Origin of the sequence: Sphingomonas taxi, from assembly GCF_000764535.1 — a bacterium.
GTDB lineage: Bacteria > Pseudomonadota > Alphaproteobacteria > Sphingomonadales > Sphingomonadaceae > Sphingomonas > Sphingomonas taxi.
Map to the genome: position 1 here is coordinate 91013 of NZ_CP009572.1, position 19512 is coordinate 110524.

Here is a 19512-nt window from a genome sequence, read left to right on the forward strand (position 1 = left end):
TATTTTCCCTTGGGGGACGACAGCGTTAGCGCTGCAGGACGATTGATAACAGCGCACGGGTTTCGTCGAAAGCCTGTAATCCGACGTTGCCGCGGGCGGACCGGTTGTCGCGTCCGACCAGCAGGCCGAAACCGAAATTGCGGTTGAGCAGATAGCGGCCGCCGGCACTGTAGCGGACGATCTTCGACCGGCCGTTCTGGTTGACGAAATCGTCCTGCTCATAGCCGACCTGTGCGTTGAGCAGCAGGTTGCGAAGCAGTTCGTGATCGACGCGCAGCGCGGCCGCGGTCGCGAAGAAGCCGCTGCTGGTGCCGAAATAGCTGTCCTGCACGGTACGGCGGACGTTGAGCCCCACCGTGGTGAGCTGGGTCGGGAAATATTCGACCTTCGCTTCCGCCGCGATACCCGAAATGTCGCGGTAGATCGGCGAATCGTAGCGGCGGTTGACGTAGCCCACCCCGATGCCACCGCGGATCAGCGCCGACAGATCGAAGCTCGCGCCCCCGATCACGTTGAATTCCTTGGAATCGCGATTGGGGATGCCGGTTGTCAGCGGATATTTGTAGGTCGTGTCGGTATAGCCGCCCTGCACAAACAGCGAGGTGTCGGGCGACACCGCATATTCGCCGCGCGCGGTGGTGCGCAGCAGCACCTGGTCGCGGCCCTGCTGGCTGATCAGCCCGCCCGAGAAGGACCGGACGTCCGAGAAGTTGAACTGGTCGACGCTGACCGCGACCTGGCCGCGGATGCGCGCGCCGGCGAAGGCGCTGCCGACGCTGGCGGTGGTCTGCTGGAACTGGATCGCCTCGGCGGCATCCTGCGGCGAGGCGGCGGACGAGCGCGGCTCGGTCGAGCGTGCGGTGCGCAGCAAGGTGTTGAAGGTCAGCGAGCGCGTCGCGTCGAGCCGGCCGCTGGCGTCGATATTGTAGTTGGTCTCGTTCCGCGGCGTCTCGCTGGCGAAGCGGCGCAGGCGCGCGCCGGCGTTGAAGTTCAGTTCGTTCGTCGACCAGTTGCTGTTCGCGGCGATCGACGGCGCGATCAGCGCATAGACGTCGCTCTGCTTGTTGTTGTCGACCTGATAAGCGTTGTCGCTGAAACCGGCACCGAGTTCCAGCTTCGGGTAGAGCAGGAACGAGCCCGCCCGCACGCCCTGCGCCTGATATTCCGGGCGCTCGCGCTGGAGGACGCTGGTGTTCTTGCCGCGATCGAAGTCGAGCGGCAGGTTTGGCAGGACCAGATTGGAATCGGTCGACTGCGCCTGCGCCACGCCGGCAGCGAATGGCATCGTCAGCATGCCCGCCAGGGCAACAAAGGGCAGCCGCATCGAAATACCTGTCATCAAAGTCATCAATTAAAACGAGGCGTAATTGGAGCTGCCACCGCCGATCCCGACGGCGGGACCCTGGGCAAGCGTCGCGCCCGGGCCGCCGACCGCGGCGGTGCCGTAGCGGTCGCAGCGCGAGGCGTTGGTGAGCACGTCGCGCAGCGCCTCGACGGTCGGCTTGGGGCTGCGCGGCACGTCGAGCGCCTCGTGCAGCGCGGCGACGACGACCGGGCAATTGGCCTGGCTCTGATCGACCGTATAAGCGATCTGCGCTTCGAGCTGGTCGCGGCCCGCCGGGGCGGGAACGCCGGCGATCGTCCGCATGATCTCGGTATAGAGCGCGATGACGTTGGGATCGTCGCGCGACACCATCGGCGACAGCGGCGTCACCGGGATCTGCGCGTCACCACTGGCACCGACGAAAGACAGCGTCGCCGCCATGCCGAACAAAACCAATCGCATAGCTGAACCCCTTAGTTGACAAGTCTGTGTCACATAACGCCGCAATCGGCAATCACGTGGCATGGCCCGGTCAACATTCCGTCCGATTTCGGGACAATAATGGCCCTAATCACACGGTTTCGACGTATGTCCGGCGACGGAAAGGGGGCCGTCGCCGGGCCGGTTGCTAGAACAGACGCTCGCGAATGCGGATCGTGTCGCCGGGACGGACGCGCAGATCGGGCGACAGCGGCACCGTCTCCTCGGTCGCCTCGCCGGCGTGCTTGACCACCACCGACTTCTTGCTGGCGCGATAGGTGAAGCCCTCCGCCGTGGCGACCGCGTTGAGCACGGTGAGCCCCGAGGAATAGGGATATTCGCCCGGCTTGTTGACCTCGCCGAGGATATAATAGGGCCGGAAGGTCAGCACGTCGATGCTGACCCGCGGCTCGCGCAGATAGCCGTCGGCGAGCTTGCGCTGGATGGTCGCGGCGAGCGCGGTGGTGGTGACGCCGGCGGCATCGACGTCGCCGATCAGCGGCAGCGACAGCTTGCCGTTGGCGTTGACCAGGAATTCCCCCGACAGCGACGGTTCGTCGAAGATCAGGATGCGGATCTTGTCGGCGACGCCGAGCCGGTAATCGTCGGTCGACGCGGTGACGCCCGCCGGACCGGCCTGTGCCGAAGCGGTGACGCCGCCCGCGGCGGTGGCGGCAGGGCGCGCCGGCGCGCTGGCGGTGGTCGGCGCGGTCTGGCCGGAGGCGAGGGCAGGGCCGCAACCCGCCAGGCCGATCGCCGCGATCAGGGTCATCAGGATTTTCATTCGCCGGACTTCCCCATTTGCCACTCTATCTTCCGAACGACCGCCGCAGCCGCGGTCTCAATCGGTTAAGGCTAGCGCAGGTCGCGATTATTGTCACCTGTCGGACACGCCCCGCAACGCGCCCTTTTCTGGGACGGCACAGGAATTTTCCTTAACCTTCCCGCGGTACATTGCATGACGAGATGATCACCGCGCCCTCCTCGACCGGCCGTATCGCGGCCCTCCTTGCTGCGGCGCTGGCCGTGCTGTCCGCCACCCCGGCGAGCGCGAGCCGGCCCGACCTGTTCATTGCGCTCGCCCAGCCGATCACCCCGCCGCGCGGCTTTGCGGTGATGTGCGAGACGCGCCCCGATCTGTGCAGCAACCAGCCCTGGACGGGCGAGACCGAGATCACCGACGACCTGCGCCTGCTCGACCAGGTCAATCGCACCGTCAACCGTCATGTCCGCCAGGAGAGCGATCTACGCGCCTACGGCCGTGCGGAGGTGTGGACGCCGTCGGGTCGCGGCCGCCGCGCGGTCGGCGATTGCGAGGATATCGCGCTGGAGAAGCGGCTGGAGCTGATCAAGGCCGGCTTCCCGCCCGACAATCTGTTCCTCGCGGTCGGCTATGCGCGGCGCATCGGCCTCCATGTCGTGCTGGTCGCGCGCACCGGCTCGGGCGATCTGGTGCTCGACAGCCGCGCCGCGGGTATCCGGATGTGGCGCGACGTGCCCTATAGCTGGATCGGCGCGCAGTCGGGGCAGGACCCGGCGCGCTGGTTCGGCATCCAACGCAGCTCCTGACGGAACTTACCCATTGCTCGGCGATTGACCCCCTTCGGCTTTCAAGCCGTTCGATAACAGGGGTAATTTCGATGAAGAAGATGGTGGTTCTCGCCATGGCGGCCGGTCTGGCCAGCCTGTCGGCCTGCAATTCCAGCCCGCGCGAGCAGGTTGCCGACAATATCGAGGCGAACAGCGAAGCGGTTGCCGACAATCTGGAAGACGCCGCGGACAATGCGAGCACCAGCGCAGCCGAAGCCAGCCTCGAGAACAAGGCGGACGCGGTACGGGCGACTGGCCAGAACCAGGCCGACGACATGCGCACGAACGACCCCGACACCAATCTGTCGAACGGTATCTGACGGCCGGCGAAGTTCCGGGTCAGGCCGGGCTGTTCCCAAGCACAGCTCCGGACTGGGGGGCGTCCGGTCAACCGGGCGCCCTTTTTCGTTGCGGCACGGCCGGCAACAGCCTGACCCCGCCCGCCGTAAACGACGGACGGGGCCGGACGTCACAGCTTAGTTGCTGTCGGAATCATTGTCTTCCTTGTCGCTGATCAGCACCGCGGCGCCGATCGCGATACCGGCGACGATCACCGCTGCGGCGATCGGACCGATGCCGGCACCGGCGAGCTTGCTCGACTTGCCTGCGGGCGCGCCGGCACGATGCGCGGACGACAGCGACAGCGCGCTTGCGGCATTGGTCGGCGCGGCGACGGTCGGCGCGGCGCTGGCGGCGATCGGGCTGGCGACGAGGGCGAGCGTCGAGGCGCCCAGCATGACGGATTTAAGCATAGAGATACTCCCGGTTGCGATTGTCGGCGAACATCGCCGCCCGACCGAACGCGTCAGGACGCGAGCCTCTACCATCCAAGCTACGGATTCTTTTGCACTGCGGTGTAACCGGGGCGGGGCGGGGGCGCGACATCGCCCGGCTCCGCGGCCGCTAGCCAAGCGGCGGACTGACGATGCGCGGGCGGCCGTCACGCGCCTGGACGAGCCATTGCGCGTCGTCTTCCAGGCCGAGCGCGGTGAGGCAGCCGGTTTCGTGCGCGCCGGTGTCGATGCCGATGCGATTGCCGCCGAGCCGCGGTACGCCGGGCTCGACGGTATGGCCGTGGACGACCACTTTCTCGTGGCGGCGCTTGCTCGACAGGAAGGGTTCGCGGATCCACAGCAGGTCGTCCGGGTCCTGCCGGGTCAGCCGCACCCGCGGACGGATGCCGGCGTGGGTGAAGAAATAATCGCCCAGGCTCCACGAATGCGGCAGCCGGTCGAGCCAGTCGACGATCGCGCCGTCGAGCGCGCTACGCAGCAGCGCCAGCGTGCGGGCGCTGTCGAACGGCCGCCCGCCGACCGGCACGCCCAGCCCCTCCAGTGTCGGGCGGCCGCCGAATTGCAGCCAGAAGGCAAGCGCCTCCTCGTCGCCGCGATAGACGTCGACCAGCGCCGCCTCGTGATTGCCCTTCAGCACCTTCACGCCTTCGTCGCCGGCAAGCGAGAAGACCTTGAGCAACGTCGCCGAATCCTTGCCGCGATCGATGAAGTCGCCGAGGAACACCAACGTCACCGCAGCCGGCGGGCGGGCGTGGGAGTCGACCCGGATCGCCTCGAGCAGGCGGATCAGCAGATCCGCCTCGCCGTGGATGTCGCCGATCGCATAGACGCGCCGGCCCGGCGGCAGGCACGGTTCGGTCGCGGGGCGGCGGCTTCGGAATACCATTGGGACAACCAGACATGCCGCGGGCGGACCAACGGGGAGCGGGATCGGGCGGGACGGGGTGAAACGGCGAGCGGCTCCAACCATCATATCCGCCGAGCGGCAACCGATATTTAACTCGGTGCCGCTAAGAACTTGAGAATAATCTCAAGTTGGATCGTCATGCTGAACTTCCGAATGACTCTTGCGACGTGCGGCGCGCTGCTGCTCGGTGGCTGCGGAGGAGGCGGCGGAGGTGCTGCCGGCGAAAGCGCGGCCGGTTCGTCCGGCGCCGTCGTCGTCGTTCCCGCCGCGACCCCCACGGCAACGCCGACGCCCACTGCGACCCCGACCGCGACCCCCACGCCGACCCCGGTCGCGACCACGCCGAGCGCGATGATCCTCGGCGCCGCCACCGCCTTCGGCCAGCAGACCTGGGACTTCTCGATCCTGCAGACCGCAAAGTCGCTCGGCACGGCGGTCGTGCGCGACGGCGTCGCCTGGACCGAGATCGAGAAGTCGCCCGGCGTCTATGAGTTCAATTCGGCCAAGGTGAGCTGGATCAACAACGTCAGCGACGGCGGCTTCCCGGTCACCTTGCTGTTCGACAATACCAATCCGCTCTACGACGGCGGCCTGACGCCCTATACCGACGCCGGTCGCGCCGCTTACGCCAAGATGATCGTCGCGACGCTCGACCATTTCCCCAAGGTCAAGACGATCGAGGTCGGCAACGAATACAACGCCTTCAACTTCGTCACCGGTCCGGTGCTCAACGACGGCTATCCGGCGCGCCAGAAATATTATTACGAGACGCTGAAGGCGGTCTATACCGCGGTCAAGGCGACGCATGCCGACGTCAAGGTGCTCGGCGGTGCGGCGCTCGCCATCCCGGTCGGCTATTTCAAGCCGCTGTTCGCGATGGGCGGGCTCAACTATATGGATGGCATCGTCGTCCATCCCTATACGACCGACGCCGAACAGCTCGACAAGCAGCTCACCGTCCTCAAGTCGGCAATGGGCGCCAATGCCAAGCCGATCCACGTCACCGAATTCGCCAAGGAGCTCGACAGCGTCGTCGACACCGCCGACTATCTGGTCAAGAGCGTCGCGGTGATGGCGACCGCGGGCGTCGCGGAGGCCGACTGGTACGCGCTGCGCCAGCAGGGCGGCCCCAACAACATCTGGTACAAGAATGTCGCGCTCGCCTCCTTCTCGGGCGCGGTGCTGCCGCCGGGGCAGGGCTATAAGGTCATGGCGACGCAGGTCCTCGCGAAGGGCGCAGGCCGGCGGATCGCCACCGATCCCTTCGTCTACGCCTATCAGTTCGGCCAGAATGCGATGGTCGTCTGGGGCGATCCGCGCAGCCTGACGGTCAAGGCCAGCGCGAAATTCTACAATTCGCAGGGCATCGAGATCGCCCAGCCGACGACGATCGACGCCAAGTCACCGACGATCATCGTCAGCGACAGTCCGTTGGTCTATGGCGACACCGTCGTGCTCGGCTCGAGCCAGCTCGTCGCCGACAGCTACGACCAGTTCGACTTCACCAATTCGCTCGACGGCTCGACCAAATTCGAGGGGCCATGGACCTATTTCGCCTATGGCGTCCGGTCACAGGCCTATACTTTGGCCTATACGCAGGGCGGGGGCGAGGTCGCGAGTTCGGACTGGATGCCCTATATCGGCATCGACTGGCTGCGCCCGTTCAACATCAACGCCAATACGGTGAGCCCGGTCGACTATAACACCGGCGGGTCGCCCGACGCCTATAAGGCGATCCTGCGCTACACCTCGCCCTATGACGGCAAGTTCGACATCAGCGGGGTGTGGGACGTCAACGCCAAGTCGGCGGACGGCATCGACGTGCAGGTCGTGGTCAATTCGCAGACCGTGCTGGCGACGATCTTCAACGGCCATTACGATATGAGCCTCAAGGGGATCAGCCTCAAGCAGGGCGACGTCATCACCTTCGTCGTCGGGCCGAACAAGAATGCCGCCGGCACCGACACGACCAACTACCGGATCAAGATGTACCGCGCGTCCTGATCGCGGCGCATCGCGCCAACGTCCCGAGGAACGGGTCGCCGGCACCCCGCCGGCGGCCCGTTCGTCCGTTACCAGGCGAGACGCAGCGACAGCGCGCCGTTGATCGCCTCGCCGACGTTGGTCTGCGTCCAGTAATGCGCGTTGGTCAGATTGTTGACGTTGCCGGTGACGGTGACCGGCTGGTCGCCGAGCCGGGTCTGATACTGGAAGCCGGCATTGGCGACGGTATAGCCGGGGATGGCGAGCCGGTTGTCGTCGTCGGTCGGTGCCGGGCCGATATAGCGGACGTTGCCGAACAGGCTGAACCCCGGCAGCGCGGGCGGCCGGTAATCGGCGTTGCCGGTCACCTGCCATCGGCTCGCGCCCGCTGGGACATGGCCGAGGATGTCGGCATTGTCCGACGCGACGGTGCGGAGGCTGGGGTCGAGATGGATCGCGCCCGCCCCCAGCCGCAGCGCCGGGGTCAGCCGATAGCGTGCGGTCGCCTCGACGCCCTTGTAGAGCGTCAGCCCGTCCTGCACCAGGCGATGGCCAACCCCCTCGATCGGCTCGACCCGTTCGATGCGGAAGGTCGCGGTGGTCAGGCTGAGCCCGTCATGCTCATATTTGCCGCCGACCTCATATTGACGGCTGATCGTCGGCTTCAGCACCTCGCCGGCGTTGACGTAGATGCCGTCGACCCGGCTGCCCGGCTCCAGCGCCTCGGCATAACTGGCGTAGAGCGTGGCATAGGCGACCGGCTTGTAGAGCAGCGCGACGGTCGGCGTCAGCGCAGTGGCGCGGTAGCTCGAATCCTTCGTGGGATCGTCGTCGGTGTCGGACAGACGATAAAGATTGTAGCGCGCACCGGCCATCGCCTGGACGTGATCGCCGAAGTGCAGCGTATCGCTGGCGAACAGCGCCCGCTGCTGCTCCCGCGACGGCCAGCCGTCGGTGCCGAAGGCGATCGCGCGCGTCACGCGGAACGGCTGGTTGCGATAGAGATTGCCGTTGAAGTCATTGCCCCAATGCGAGTCGGCGGGGCCGAAATCGCTGAGGTTCACCTGCAGCGACGTGCCGACGACGATCTCGTGCCGCACCGGCCCGGTCGCAATCTCGCCCTGCACCAATGCCTGCCCGAAGTGGCTGCGGCCCAGCGAGCCGAAATTGTAGGCGAAGCCGCGGTAGTCGCCGGTCCGGTCGAGCAGGTCGACGAACATCTTGTTCGCATGGTGCAGCTTGCTGGTGTAGCCATAGGTCAGCCGCACCGACCAGTCGGGCGCGAAAGCCCAATCCAGCCCGGTTGCGGTCGCCAGCGTCCGCGTCGCGTAGAAGCTGTTGGCGATGTTCAGTTTGTCATAATCGTACGAGACGCGCGGCAAGGCCGTATCGCTATATCGAGACCAATAGACGCCGAACGGCTCGTGGCGCAGCGTGCTGTCCTCGTAGCTCGCGGTCGCATACCAGTGCAGATCGGCGGCGAGGCGATAGTCGAGCGCCAGCGCACCGACCAGCCGGTTCACCCCGGCGCGATTATAGGCATCGCCCTTCTCGCCGGCGAGGTTGAGACGATAGCCGAACGCACCGTCGCGGGTCAGCGGCCCGCCGGCATCGAGCCGCGCATAGCCGATGCCGGCGGTGCGATACCCGATTTCGGTGGTGAGCAGCGGCGCCGGCGTCGGCCGCTTGGTACGATAGCTGATCACCCCGCCCGGCGACCCGAAGCCGTACATGAAACCGGTCAGCCCCTTGAGCGCGGTGACGCTCTGGATCGGCTCGAGCGCGAAGTCGCCGCCCCAGTGCAGCGCCATCGGCACGTCATCGACGTAATAATTGCGCACGCCGATGCCGCGGATCTGCGTTCCCCACCAATTCGTCGAGGCCGCCGGTGCCGACGACGAGACCGAGGGATCGTCGGCGAAGAGCTGGCCGATATTGGTCACCTGACGGCGCAGGATATCCTCGGCATCGACGACGGACAGCGAAAACGGCGTGTCGAGCAACGGCTTGGCGCCGAGCGCGCCGTTGCTGACGATTTTCGCCTGCCCTTCTTCGTCGTGCACGCCGGTGACGATGATGTCGTGCCGGTCGTCCTGCCCCGCGGCGGTCTCCCCCGCCTCGGTCGCGGACTGGCTGCTTTGCGCGTCGACCGTCGCCGGCCATGCGGCAAGCGCCGAGGTGGAAAGAAGATACGCGCAGACCCGATACATGCTGTTACGCCCCCGAAACATCCGGGCGCCATAGGTTGCATGATAATGCGAGTCAAAGGCGTTAAGCCAGCTTAATGATAAGGTCCTGAGAAGAAGGGCTTTCGCTCCAGTCTTCGGTGGATGGATGCAGCGAGCGCTGCCTGCGACGGCGCTCCGCCGCTTGCCCAGCCCCAGTCAGGGAGGGTGCGGGCGGCGTTCCTGCGATCAGATGGCGGCGGGCGCGGCCGTGGTGTTCGATGGCGAGGCGAGTGCGCGATTGACGTCGTCGGCCGCCGCATCGCCGTCTTCCCCGTCCTGCTCGTGGCGGCGCCGCACGCTCGCCTTGAGATCGCGGGCGAGCGCGCGCGCATCGCGGGCGAAGGCGGCGTCGGGATCCTCGCCGACGGTGACCGCGACGCTGGTCACATCGCTCACCCTGGTGACGGCGCTGGTCAGGTCGGCGGCCTCGGTGTCGCGCTGCGCGGTCGCGGCCTGGATCACGGCGGCATGCTGCACGTCGCCACGGGTGGCGGCGACCGCGGCCGCCGCGACCAGCACCGCCGGATCGGTTGGGCTGACCGCCTTCGGCGGGGCGGTGTCCTTGACCGGATCGATGTCGATCGCGCTGAGATCGATCGGCGTGCCGCCGACGCTGATGAACGCCTGCACCGAGGCGGCCAGTTCGCGCGCGATCTGCGCCACCGCCTGTCCGTGCCGGGCGGGATCGCCGGTGTGCATCATCTCGACCAGATGCAGCTGCGCCTTGAGGTCCTGCAGCTTCTGGCTGGCATGCGCGCGCGCGATCTCCGCGTCGCGCTTCACCGCGCGCAGCGTTTCCAGCGTCTCGCTTGCGCCGGACACCTTGTGCGCATCCGGGCGATGCACGGGATGGGGCTGTTGCGGATCGATGCGGTTGGGATCGGGGGCGCCGGCATCCACCGTGCCGTCGCTCGCCGACACGTCTTGGACCGGCGCGATCGGCGCGATGCCGAACTGCTGCGGATCGGCGGAAACCGCCGGCGAGGCGCTGCCTATCTTCATGGATCCATCATAGGATGGAATCCGGAACCGCGGAAACACGGCCGGCGCCGGCGCGCCCGACGGCACGCCGGACCGCGGCATGGCCTGCCCGGCCACGCCGCGGCGTCAGATCAGAATACGGTCGCGATGATGCCCGCCCAGAGCGCAGCCGCGATCGGCAGCGCGATCAGGATGCCATGCGCCCCAAAGGGGTGACGCTCGGCTTCGGGGTAATTGAAAATACGCATCAGAACCTCTCCCAGCGTTTTCGCCTTAGGAGGTTAACGTACCAATTTGGGAAAGAGGTTCAAGGGGTAGACGGATCTTTTGTTTTTTTGGCATGGGTCACCCGCACCGCATTGCAGCGACAACATCTCGAAATCGTCGTCCCGACCCTCGCCGTGGCAGGCTTGTGCTGCCATCGGTGGATGCCGTGCCGGCAGAGAAATCTCAGCACGCAAACGCCTCACCTTGCTTGGGCTATCCTTATCCAAACACACGGGTTTTACCAGCCATCACGGGTCTATCGCGTCTCAAAACGGGGCGATGCGCGACCGCTGCGATGGCCGCCGGGACGGTGAAAGTGGGGCGATGGCGGGGGGTGTCCGGGCGCGGGGTGAACGTCCGTACCGGGGCGTGTTTTTTTTCGAAGACGGATGCAACGGGAGCGTTTTCGTGGTTCGGGTACGGTCTATTGCGGCTGTGAGACGGCTGCCCGCCACGATGGCGGCTGGGTCTTGATAGTTGATGATTCGGCCGGCACGTCGGACGCCGCCTTCCGCCCCTATGTCGGTTTCGGCCTGCGCGCGCAGCTGCAGGGCCGCAAGCCCGAGGCGTTCGGCGGCTATGCCGGTGCGCCGCTGGTCCTCGGCGCCTTCGGGGCGCAGCGCGCGCCGCTGGTCGGCACCGTCTCGGCGGGCGTCGGCTATCGCCTCAACGACGGGATCGAGCTGTTCTCGACCGTCGAGGCGCAGACCGGCCGCGACGACCATCGCGAGAGCATCGCGACGGGCGTCCGCCTGCGCTTCTGACCGGGTGGACGCCGGTCCTTTGGGCCGGCGTCCGCACCGTTTCATCCCGCAGGGCGGCTGCGGCTGCATCATTCGGCAAGTTTGTTCGTAGCTTGCCACTCGCATGCTGCGACCGCGAAGGAGCCCGTGATTGTCCGACCCGTCCGCGCCGATCGACTATGCGCAACTGGCGCAAACCGAACTGGATCTGGCCGCCCGTTCGCCGACCACGGCGCGCCGGCGCGCGCACCTCGACCAGGCGGCGATCTTCGCGACGCTGGACGAACGGCAACGCGCCAATTGCGATGACGGCGACCGCTCCGCCGGGTGAGCCGACCCAGTGACGGCTGTCAGGAGATGATCCGCCTATCGCGGAAGAGCTTCCCGGCCGGCTTGCAGATCTCGTCTGTCGATCAAGCCACCTTAAGGTTCCTTAAGGCCATTTATCGTGTTGCTACAAGATCTTGGCCCCGTAATTGCACCATCTTAAGGAACCTTAGGACTCGTCTCGACGGCATTTTACCGCTTTTTCCCAAACGCTTGGCGCCACGGCCCGCCGTGTAGGGTGTGCAAAAAACAGGAACTGCCCGCCGTCTGTTTCCGTGCTCTCCCGACCTCTCGTCCGGATGGCTGGCGTAGACCTGGGAGAGGCGAACGTATGGCGACCAATCGCGCAATCATGCGGGTCGAGGCGTGCGCAGATCCGATGCCGCGGTGCACCGACGACGGCCGATCGCCGCTGCCGATGCTGCGCCCGTCTTACATTTTGTTGCGGGCTGCCAGTGCCGCAACCCGAGCCCCTTGCCCGGAATTGTAGGACCATGGTCCAACAACATCCGCATCACCGGCCGGGACAGGCCGGGATGCCGCAAGGAGAGACATGATGGCCTATATGCTGCTCGCCGGTCTGGCGCTCGGCGCTGCCGGCGCCACGCTCGGCATGACCGTGGATCATCGCACGCAGCTCGATCACCATAGCGGCCGCGTCGCCGTCACCTATCGTGGCGATGTCGCGATCCACCACAAGCAGGTCGGCACCGCGACGGGCGGCGGTCGCAGCGCGACGCTGCGCTGCGACTGGACCGCGAAGATGACCGTCGCCCGCCACGCGACCGGCACCGGCGGCACCAGCATGACCCGCCATATCGCCGATACGCCCGCGATCGCCGGCACCCGGCCGGGCTGGTGCATCACCAACCGGTCCGCGATCAGCGAGGAGGTCGCCAGCCGCGCCGGCGACATGCAGCGCCATCTGGTGACGGTCGCCGAAGAGGATCATGCCGCCTTGCGGGCCGAACTCGACCGGTTGCACGGGGCGGAACGCACCGGATGATGCGCATGCGGGCAATGCTGCTGACCCTCGCCGCGGCGGCCCCCGCCGCGGCGCAGGACGTGCCCTCCGCCGGCGTGACCGCGAGCGCGGAAGTGACGAGCGACGAGGTGCGGCGCGGACTGAGCTGGAGCGGCGGCCGCGCCGCGGTCGCCGGCGAGCTGCTTGGCTCGCGCGGCGCGCTCGACGCGTCGGTGCGCGCGGTGACGCTGCGCGACAGTCCGCGCCATGCCGGCGCTGAGGCCGTCGTCGATCTGACCACCGGCACCGGCTGGGACCTCGGCGCGATCCGGCTCGACGCCACCGCGACCGGCCATCTGTTCGCCGGTGCGCGCGGCCGGATGGACTATGTCGAGTTCGGCGCCACCGCAGGCTATGGCTATGGCCCGATCTACGCGACGCTCGGCGTCGCGGTCGCGCCGTCGCAGGATGCGATCGGCGGCAGCAACGTGCATGTCCGCGCCGACGCCAACGCCGGCATCCCCGGCACGCCGTTCACCCTGCTGGCCGGGCTCGGCCATTCCTCGGGCAGCGTCACCGATCCCGCCCGCGCGGACCGGCTGCGGCCGGGCGGCAGCTATGTCGACTGGCGGCTCGGCGTCGAGCATCGCCGCGACCGGCTGACCTTCGGCATCGACTATATCGGTACCGATGTCGCGCAGGCGGACGCCAGCACCCGCTTCGCCGATGCGCGCCACGCGGGTGACCGGCTGGTCGGTCGCGCGCAACTGTCCTTCTGATCCCACCGGCCGGAGCGATGTCCGTCAGTGGGTGACGGACCGGACGGGTCGCGTGATGAAGCGCTGGATCGTATCGCGCAGCCGGTCGTGCGACACCGGCTTCTGGATCACCGCGCCTGCGGACGGGCAGCCGTGACAGCCCTCGGGATGGCCGGTGACATAGAGGACGGGGATGGGACCGCCCGCGCCGGTGATCCGCCGCACCGCGGCGACGCCGGTGCCACGGCGCAGCCGGACGTCGGCGACGATCAACGCCGGCACGCGACGCGTCGCCGCCTGTTCGGCCTCGGCCTCCGTCTCCGCCACCTCGACGGTGCGTGCACCCGCGAGGATCGCGGCATCGCACACGAACTGACCGAACAGATAGGAATCCTCGATGATCAAGACGTGCGGCATTAGGGACTTCCAGCTAACCGCTTAGAAAATGCCGTTAAAGCAGGATTGTTCCGTTAGTGTAACGGTATTTGCGAGGCGACGGCCGTCTGACTGTCGACAATCTGCCGATCGCGATGGTCCGCCAGCCATGTGGCGAAGTCGCCCGCTTCCATCGGCCGCGCGAACCAGAAGCCCTGCGCCTCGTCGCAGCCGAGCCGGGTAAGCACCGTCGCCGCGGCTTCGGTCTCGATCCCCTCGGCGACGACGTGATAGCCGAGCTTCTTGGCGAGGCCGATCATCGTCTCGACCAGCACGAAATCGGGTCCCTGCGCACCGGTCAGGTTGCGGATGAAGGCCTGATCGATCTTGAGCACGCGCGCCGGCAGCCGCTGCAGATAGGCGAGGCTGCTGTGCCCGGTGCCGAAATCGTCGATCGCCAGGCAGATGCCCGCCGCGGCCAGCTCGCGCAGCATGGCGAGCGCCTGATCGGGTTGCGCCATGATCGCGCTCTCGGTCAGCTCGATCTCGAGCCGGTCGGGACGCAGGCCACGCTGCGCCAGGCCGCGCTGGACGCGCGCGACGAAATCGGCCTCGGTCAGATTGGCGGCGGAGATGTTGACCGACAGCGTCTGCGCGATCGCCGCATGGTCCCAATGCGCCAATTGGTCCATCGCCGCATCGAGCACCCATTGCGTCGTCGGCCGCGCCAGCGAGGTCTGTTCGATGATCGGGATGAATTCGGCCGGCGAGATCTCGCCGAGCTGCGGATGCCGCCAGCGCAGCAGCGCCTCGGCGCCGAGGCAGCGGCCGCTCGCCATGTCGAGCCGCGGCTGATAGACCAGCCGCAACTGGTCGCCCGCCTCCAGCGCCGCGCCGAAATCGCGCAACAGACGATATTGGCGCTGGTGGGCAGTGTCGTTGGCGGCGGAGTAGAGCGCGATCGACCCGTCGGCGCGGCGCGCATCCTGCGCGGCGCTCGCCGCGCCGCGCAGCACGTCGTCGGGCAGCACGTCGCCGAGGACGAAGGGCCGCACGCCGATCGCGACGCTGGTGACGAAGCGTGCCGAGGACGATCGGCGGATCAGCGCGAACCCCGATTGCAGCACGTCGAGATAGGCCGCCTGTTCGGTGTCGGGCGGCGACAGGAAGGCGAATTGCGCCGCTCCGACGTGATAGACGGTCCGGCTCGGCCCGAGCATCCGGGCGAGCGAGCGCGCCGCTTCGCGGATCAGCTCGTCGACGCGCGTGCCGCCCATCACGCGCGTGATCCGGCTGATCTGGTCGTCGCGCGCGAGATCGACCACCACCGCAAAGCGCGGCTCGCCGCCACGGTCGCGCGCGAGATCGGTCAGATCGTCGCGGAACTGGTTGCGCGTCGGCAGGCCGCTGATCGGATCGATCCGTCCGAAGGCATGCTGCAACTCGATCTGCGCCATCACCATCGCGGCAAGATCGACCAGCCCGGCCAGCTCGGCCGGCGAGACCTGCCGCGGCACGGTGCCAAGGACGCACAGCGCGCCCAGGCCATAGCCGTCGCTGGTGATCAGCGGCGCGCCGGCGTAGAAACGCGTACCCGCGCGTGCCAGCACGCTGTCGGCGTAATGAGGGTCGGCCAGCAGATCCTCGACGACCAGCGGCACGGTCGATTCCGCGACCGCGGCGCACGGCGCCTTGTCGCGCGGGATGCTGCAATGATCGATGCCGACGCGCGACTTGAACCATTGCCGGTCGCGATCGGTCAGCGAGACGGCGGCTACCGGCAGGCCGAAGATCTGGCTCGCCATGCGGGTGATGCGATCGAAGCTTTCGCTCGGCGGGGTGTCCAGCAATTTGAGCTGGGCGAGGGCATCCAGCCGGGCGTCTTCGACGTCGTTCGCGCGCGGTTTCATTGTGATTTGGATTAGAAACAATGTCTTAAATATGTGTGGCGGGCGACCGCCGGCAGTCGCCGAGCCGCCATGAAACGCCTCGCCGCGCCTGGACGGCGTCGGGCGAGGCATTTACCCGGCCTTGGGGGGCACCGAGCGTCAGGATCACTGACGCTTATTCCCTAACGAAAGGTAAAGGCTCCGCTCAGGAATGGGCGAGCTGGCGGTCGGCCGGCGCCGGCCCGGCCAGCACCCCGGTCAGTGCGGCGAGCAGATCGGCCTGGCGGAACGGCTTTTCGAGCCGCGGCAGATCGGCCGCGAGGCCGACCGCATCCGAATAGCCCGAGACGACGAGGACGGGCAGGCCCGGCCGCCGCGCGACGATCTCCCGCGCCAGCTCGACCCCGGTCATGCCGGGCATCAGATGATCGGTGACGAGCAGGTCGATCGCGCCGGCCTCGTCCAGACGGGCGAGCGCCTCGCTCCCCGAACGCGCCTCGATCACCTCGAAGCCGAGATCGACGAGCATGTCGGCGGTCGACGCCCGCACCAGATCCTCGTCGTCGACGAGCAGCACGGTGCCGGCGACCGCGGCGGTGGCAACGCCCGGCGCCGGGCGTACTGCCACGGCTGCCGCGCCGGCGGGCAGCCAGAGCGCCACCGACGTGCCTTCGCCGACGCTGCTGTCGATCGTCAGGCGGCCGCCGAGCTGCAACGCCAGACCGTGCGCCATCGACAGGCCGAGCCCGGTGCCGCGGCCGACGCCCTTGGTCGAGAAGAACGGCTCGACCGCGCGCCGGCGCGTGTCGGCGTCCATCCCGGTGCCGGTGTCAGTGACGCGGATGACGACATAGGCCCCCGGCGCCAGCCCCGCCGCGGCCGGATTCTCCCCGCGCTGCGCCGACACGGTCAGCCGGCCGCCGCCCGGCATCGCATCGCGCGCGTTGACCGCCAGATTGAGCAGCGCCATCTCGATCTGCTGCGGATCGGCGATCGCATGCGGCAGCGCCGGGGCGATATCGAGCTGCAACCGGATCTGCGGCCCCAGCGTCGTGCCGATCAGATCCGCCATGCCATGGATCAGCGCCGACGGCGCGACCGGCTCGGGGCGCAAAGGTTGCCGGCGCGCGAAGGCGAGCAGCCGCTGCACCAGCGTGCGCGCCCGGTCCGCCGACTGCAACGCGCCCGCGATCAGCCGCTGTTCGCGCTCCCCGCCGATCTGGCGGCGGTGGAGCATGTCGAGGCTGCCGATGATCGGGGTCAGCAGATTGTTGAAGTCGTGCGCGACGCCGCCCGTCAGCGATCCCATCGCCTCCAGCTTCTGCGATTGCTTGAGCGCCTCCTGCGTCTCGACCAGTTCGCGGGTCCGCTCCTCCACCCGCTGTTCGAGCGAACTCGCCGCGCGGCGCAGCGCCTCTTCCATCACCTTGCGCTCGGTGATGTCGATGGTCACGCCGGCCATGCCCTCGACCCCGCCGCCCAGCAGCAGCGCCGGGCGGCCGCGCGCCTCGATCCAGCGCTGGTCGCCGGCCGGCGTGGTGATGCGATATTCGACGTGATAGTCGCCCCCCTGCGCCAGGCTGGCCTCGATCGCCGCGCGCACCCGGTCGCGATCCTCCGGCGCGACCGCGGCCTCGAAATCCTCGTAGGTGAAGGGCGCGGCGGGATCGCGGCCGAACGTCACCCGGCACGTCTCCGACGTCTCGAGCCGGTGGCCGAGCGCATCGAGCGCCCAGGTGCCCATCCGCCCGGCGTCGAGCGTCAGCGTACGCAGCCGCTCGCTTTCCTCCATCGCGTGGATCAGCCGCGCATTCTCGATCGCGGTGCCGGCGAGCTGCGCGAGCATCTGCAACCGGTCGATCACCTCGGGGCCATGGTCGCCGGGATCGGACCAATAGGCGCCGAGCGCGGCGACCGGCTCGGGCGTGCCGATCGGCGCCATGATCAGGCTGCGCACGAAGGTGGCGCGATAGGCGTCCTGCGGCACGCGCGGATCGGTGCGCACGTCGGCGATCACCGTCGTCTGGCGATGACGCATCACCCAGCCCGAGACGCAGCTGTCGGCGGCATAGCGATTGCCGCGCCACAGCGGCCCGATCGCATCCTCGGCGACGTAATAGCATTGGTCGCCGTCCTTGAGCGCGACCGCGATCCCCTCGGCGTCGAGCGCGTCGCGCGCGGTCAGCCGCAGCGCCTCGACCACCCCAGCGATCGACCGGGCGGCACCAAGCCGTTCGCTCGCTTCGCGGAGCAGCGCACTGACCTCTCGCCCCTGGGGCACTATCGGTTCCTTCGTGGGAGCGGGTCCCGCCTGACCCTTATCATCTCCCCCCGGCGAACGCGACGAGACAAACAGCGTGAAACCACGTGGATGGCCTGATCGCGATCGGCCGGGCGGCCGATTGCAACGATCCTGGCGACGGATCGTTAAAGCCCCGTAACAGCAGGATGTCGCGACAGGATGAAACGCGTCGTCGGGTCCGCCGCAGCCGATGAATCGGCCCGATCGGCGCTCCGAGGTCGCCCGACTCCCGCCGCATAACGCGCACGTCTTGCCTGATATCGATTGTCAATTGGCGCCGAGCCTGAGCTGTCTCCTGCGATCCATGTTGGAAAGGTGAGTATATGCGTCTGAATTTCCCTAAATCTTCCGCGGTTGTCGTGATCCTGGTCGGTGCCACCGCGCTCGGCGGCTGCGCGACCAAGGGGTTCGTCCGGGAGCAGATCGCCACCGTCAACACCCGCATCGACGGCATGGACGGCCGTCTGCGCACGGTCGAGGGCACCTCGGGCCAGGCACTCGCCCAGGCACAGGCCGCCGCGGGCCAGGCGCAGCAGAACGGCCAGCGCATCGACCAGCTCAACGGCCGCGTCGATGGCCTTGACCAGCAGGTCCAGCAGCAGGCGCAGCAGCGCGCCCGCCGTCCCCGCGGTTAAGCACCAAGGCACCGGACGGCTCTGCTGAACAAGATCGTGTCGACAGGGCTGTCCCGTCGCGGCCGCACGGCGCTCGCCGTGCTGGTCGCGCTCGCACTGAGCGTCCCGGCTGCGGCGATCGCGCCGCAGCCGGGTGCGCGCAAGACCGCACCGCGCGCCAAGGCGGCGGCCAAGGCCAAAACCAAGGCCAAGACCGCGAAACCCGTCGCGCCCGTGGTCGTGCCGGCGCTACCGCGTTCGGACGCGGCGAACCGGGTGATCGCCTGGGTCGCCGCAGCGCACGACAATGCCGGCCTGCCCTATGCGGTGATCGACAAGCCGACCGCATCGCTCTTCCTGTTCAGCGCCAAGGGCGAATTCCTCGGCGAGACGCCGGTGCTGCTCGGGGTCGGCGTCGGCGACGAATCCTCGCCGGGGATCGGCGCCAAGCGGCTCGAGGAGATCGGCCCCGTTGAGCGGACGACGCCGGCGGGACGGTTCGTCGCCAAATTCGGCCGCGCCTTCGGCAACCAGCGCGTGCTCTGGGTCGATTATGCCAATTCGGTCGCGCTGCACGCGGTGATCACTACCCACAAGAGCGAGCATCGCGTCGACCGCCTGCTGTCGCCGACCCCTGACGACAACCGGATCAGCTTCGGCTGCATCAACGTCGGCACGAGCTTCTACATCAAGTCGCTGCGGCCGCTGTTCCAGAAGAAGGGCGGCATCGTCTACATCCTGCCCGACACGCTGCCGCTCGACGACGTCTTCCCCCGGCTGCGGCTGCTGCCCTATCTGGGGGCCGATGGGAGGATGGTTGAAAGCGTAAGCTAAGCACGGCGACCGTCTCGATTGGGATCCTTTTTGGGAAAGCTGGCTGGGCAGTCGGCAGGGCTGAGGCTAAGCACCTGCTCCGCCGCCAACATGAATGAATGGTAGAAGGTGGGGAGCCAAAAAGAGGCCGCGGATGACCGGATGTGGGTCAT

At 67.7% G+C, this 19512-nt stretch carries 19 protein-coding genes; 9 read left to right on the plus strand and 10 right to left on the minus strand.

Going from position 1 to position 19512, the window contains the following annotated elements:
- Positions 1–25 precede the first annotated feature (25 nt).
- The 3 genes from MC45_RS17945 to MC45_RS17955 all read right to left on the minus strand — a co-directional run bounded on the left by MC45_RS17945 (position 26) and on the right by MC45_RS17955 (position 2576).
- Positions 26–1324, minus strand: coding sequence for an outer membrane beta-barrel protein (locus tag MC45_RS17945; RefSeq protein ID WP_169742577.1), 1299 nt, complete (start codon positions 1322–1324; stop codon positions 26–28).
- Positions 1325–1351: 27 nt separating this feature from the next.
- Positions 1352–1786, minus strand: coding sequence for a hypothetical protein (locus MC45_RS17950; protein ID WP_156143938.1), 435 nt, complete (start codon positions 1784–1786; stop codon positions 1352–1354).
- A gap of 166 nt (positions 1787–1952) precedes the next feature.
- Positions 1953–2576, minus strand: a complete 624-nt coding sequence (locus tag MC45_RS17955) for a polysaccharide biosynthesis/export family protein (RefSeq protein WP_245640930.1) — start codon at positions 2574–2576, stop codon at positions 1953–1955.
- 194 nt (positions 2577–2770) lie between these two features.
- Here MC45_RS17955 and MC45_RS18695 point away from each other — a divergent pair, with 194 nt between their 5' ends.
- Positions 2771–3373, plus strand: a complete 603-nt coding sequence (locus tag MC45_RS18695; protein ID WP_052075863.1) for a transglutaminase-like cysteine peptidase — start codon at positions 2771–2773, stop codon at positions 3371–3373.
- 71 nt (positions 3374–3444) lie between these two features.
- Complete coding sequence (locus MC45_RS17965) at positions 3445–3714, plus strand: hypothetical protein (protein WP_041394085.1); 270 nt, start codon at positions 3445–3447, stop codon at positions 3712–3714.
- 156 nt (positions 3715–3870) lie between these two features.
- Here the strand turns inward: MC45_RS17965 and MC45_RS17970 are convergent, their stop codons facing one another.
- Both MC45_RS17970 and MC45_RS17975 read right to left on the minus strand, forming a co-directional pair.
- Positions 3871–4146, minus strand: a complete 276-nt coding sequence (locus MC45_RS17970) for a hypothetical protein (RefSeq protein ID WP_081974586.1) — start codon at positions 4144–4146, stop codon at positions 3871–3873.
- 151 nt (positions 4147–4297) lie between these two features.
- Positions 4298–5074 carry a metallophosphoesterase family protein gene (locus MC45_RS17975; protein ID WP_041394087.1) on the minus strand — a complete coding sequence of 259 codons (777 nt, stop codon included), beginning with the start codon at positions 5072–5074 and terminating at the stop codon, positions 4298–4300.
- A gap of 174 nt (positions 5075–5248) precedes the next feature.
- Between MC45_RS17975 and MC45_RS19625 the strand changes: the two genes are divergently transcribed.
- The gene (locus tag MC45_RS19625; RefSeq protein WP_041394088.1) at positions 5249–7099 is read left to right on the plus strand and encodes a hypothetical protein; all 1851 of its coding nucleotides are present in this window, start codon (positions 5249–5251) and stop codon (positions 7097–7099) included.
- 68 nt (positions 7100–7167) lie between these two features.
- Here MC45_RS19625 and MC45_RS17985 read toward each other — a convergent pair whose 3' ends face one another.
- Positions 7168–9309: a TonB-dependent siderophore receptor gene (locus tag MC45_RS17985; RefSeq protein WP_245640931.1), complete on the minus strand. Its 2142-nt coding sequence runs from the start codon at positions 9307–9309 to the stop codon at positions 7168–7170.
- Positions 9310–9492: 183 nt separating this feature from the next.
- Positions 9493–10308, minus strand: a complete 816-nt coding sequence (locus MC45_RS17990) for a hypothetical protein (protein WP_041394092.1) — start codon at positions 10306–10308, stop codon at positions 9493–9495.
- 716 nt (positions 10309–11024) lie between these two features.
- Between MC45_RS17990 and MC45_RS17995 the strand changes: the two genes are divergently transcribed.
- The 4 genes from MC45_RS17995 (at position 11025) to MC45_RS18010 (ending at position 13367) form a co-directional block, all read left to right on the plus strand.
- Positions 11025–11318, plus strand: a complete 294-nt coding sequence (locus tag MC45_RS17995) for a hypothetical protein (RefSeq protein WP_041394093.1) — start codon at positions 11025–11027, stop codon at positions 11316–11318.
- Between the two features lie 130 nt (positions 11319–11448).
- Positions 11449–11628, plus strand: a complete 180-nt coding sequence (locus tag MC45_RS18000; protein ID WP_041394094.1) for a hypothetical protein — start codon at positions 11449–11451, stop codon at positions 11626–11628.
- A 549-nt stretch (positions 11629–12177) separates the two neighbouring features.
- Positions 12178–12630, plus strand: a complete 453-nt coding sequence (locus tag MC45_RS18005) for a hypothetical protein (RefSeq protein WP_041394096.1) — start codon at positions 12178–12180, stop codon at positions 12628–12630.
- Positions 12627–13367, plus strand: coding sequence for a TorF family putative porin (locus MC45_RS18010; RefSeq protein ID WP_041394098.1), 741 nt, complete (start codon positions 12627–12629; stop codon positions 13365–13367). The genes MC45_RS18005 and MC45_RS18010 overlap by 4 nt, the downstream gene beginning before the upstream one ends.
- 24 nt (positions 13368–13391) lie before the next feature.
- Here MC45_RS18010 and MC45_RS18015 read toward each other — a convergent pair whose 3' ends face one another.
- From MC45_RS18015 to MC45_RS18025, 3 genes are all read right to left on the minus strand, one after another.
- On the minus strand, positions 13392–13763 hold the full coding sequence (locus MC45_RS18015) for a response regulator (protein WP_052075865.1): 372 nt from the start codon (positions 13761–13763) through the stop codon (positions 13392–13394).
- Positions 13764–13816: 53 nt separating this feature from the next.
- Positions 13817–15631 carry a putative bifunctional diguanylate cyclase/phosphodiesterase gene (locus MC45_RS18020; protein WP_041394100.1) on the minus strand — a complete coding sequence of 605 codons (1815 nt, stop codon included), beginning with the start codon at positions 15629–15631 and terminating at the stop codon, positions 13817–13819.
- A 184-nt stretch (positions 15632–15815) separates the two neighbouring features.
- Positions 15816–17891 (minus strand): ATP-binding protein, encoded by a 2076-nt coding sequence (locus MC45_RS18025; RefSeq protein WP_156143939.1) that lies wholly within the window; start codon positions 17889–17891, stop codon positions 15816–15818.
- A 380-nt stretch (positions 17892–18271) separates the two neighbouring features.
- Here MC45_RS18025 and MC45_RS18030 point away from each other — a divergent pair, with 380 nt between their 5' ends.
- Together MC45_RS18030 and MC45_RS18035 are read left to right on the plus strand one after the other, a co-directional pair.
- Positions 18272–18547 (plus strand): hypothetical protein, encoded by a 276-nt coding sequence (locus MC45_RS18030; RefSeq protein ID WP_081974588.1) that lies wholly within the window; start codon positions 18272–18274, stop codon positions 18545–18547.
- Between the two features lie 36 nt (positions 18548–18583).
- Entirely contained in the window at positions 18584–19360 is a 777-nt protein-coding gene (locus MC45_RS18035; protein ID WP_245640932.1) for a hypothetical protein, read from the plus strand.
- The last annotated feature ends 152 nt before the right edge of the window (positions 19361–19512 follow it).

Bases quoted from the DNA above. Each gene is read 5' to 3' on its own strand.
- MC45_RS17945 (WP_169742577.1), bottom strand. From the start codon at position 1,324: ATGCGGCTGCCCTTTGTTGCCCTGGCGGGCATGCTGACGATGCCATTC.
- MC45_RS17950 (WP_156143938.1), bottom strand. From the start codon at position 1,786: ATGCGATTGGTTTTGTTCGGCATGGCGGCGACGCTGTCTTTCGTCGGT.
- MC45_RS17955 (WP_245640930.1), bottom strand. From the start codon at position 2,576: ATGACCCTGATCGCGGCGATCGGCCTGGCGGGTTGCGGCCCTGCCCTC.
- MC45_RS18695 (WP_052075863.1), top strand. From the start codon at position 2,771: ATGATCACCGCGCCCTCCTCGACCGGCCGTATCGCGGCCCTCCTTGCT.
- MC45_RS17965 (WP_041394085.1), top strand. From the start codon at position 3,445: ATGAAGAAGATGGTGGTTCTCGCCATGGCGGCCGGTCTGGCCAGCCTG.
- MC45_RS17970 (WP_081974586.1), bottom strand. From the start codon at position 4,146: ATGCTTAAATCCGTCATGCTGGGCGCCTCGACGCTCGCCCTCGTCGCC.
- MC45_RS17975 (WP_041394087.1), bottom strand. From the start codon at position 5,074: ATGGTATTCCGAAGCCGCCGCCCCGCGACCGAACCGTGCCTGCCGCCG.
- MC45_RS19625 (WP_041394088.1), top strand. From the start codon at position 5,249: ATGACTCTTGCGACGTGCGGCGCGCTGCTGCTCGGTGGCTGCGGAGGA.
- MC45_RS17985 (WP_245640931.1), bottom strand. From the start codon at position 9,309: ATGTTTCGGGGGCGTAACAGCATGTATCGGGTCTGCGCGTATCTTCTT.
- MC45_RS17990 (WP_041394092.1), bottom strand. From the start codon at position 10,308: ATGAAGATAGGCAGCGCCTCGCCGGCGGTTTCCGCCGATCCGCAGCAG.
- MC45_RS18005 (WP_041394096.1), top strand. From the start codon at position 12,178: ATGATGGCCTATATGCTGCTCGCCGGTCTGGCGCTCGGCGCTGCCGGC.
- MC45_RS18010 (WP_041394098.1), top strand. From the start codon at position 12,627: ATGATGCGCATGCGGGCAATGCTGCTGACCCTCGCCGCGGCGGCCCCC.
- MC45_RS18015 (WP_052075865.1), bottom strand. From the start codon at position 13,763: ATGCCGCACGTCTTGATCATCGAGGATTCCTATCTGTTCGGTCAGTTC.
- MC45_RS18020 (WP_041394100.1), bottom strand. From the start codon at position 15,631: ATGAAACCGCGCGCGAACGACGTCGAAGACGCCCGGCTGGATGCCCTC.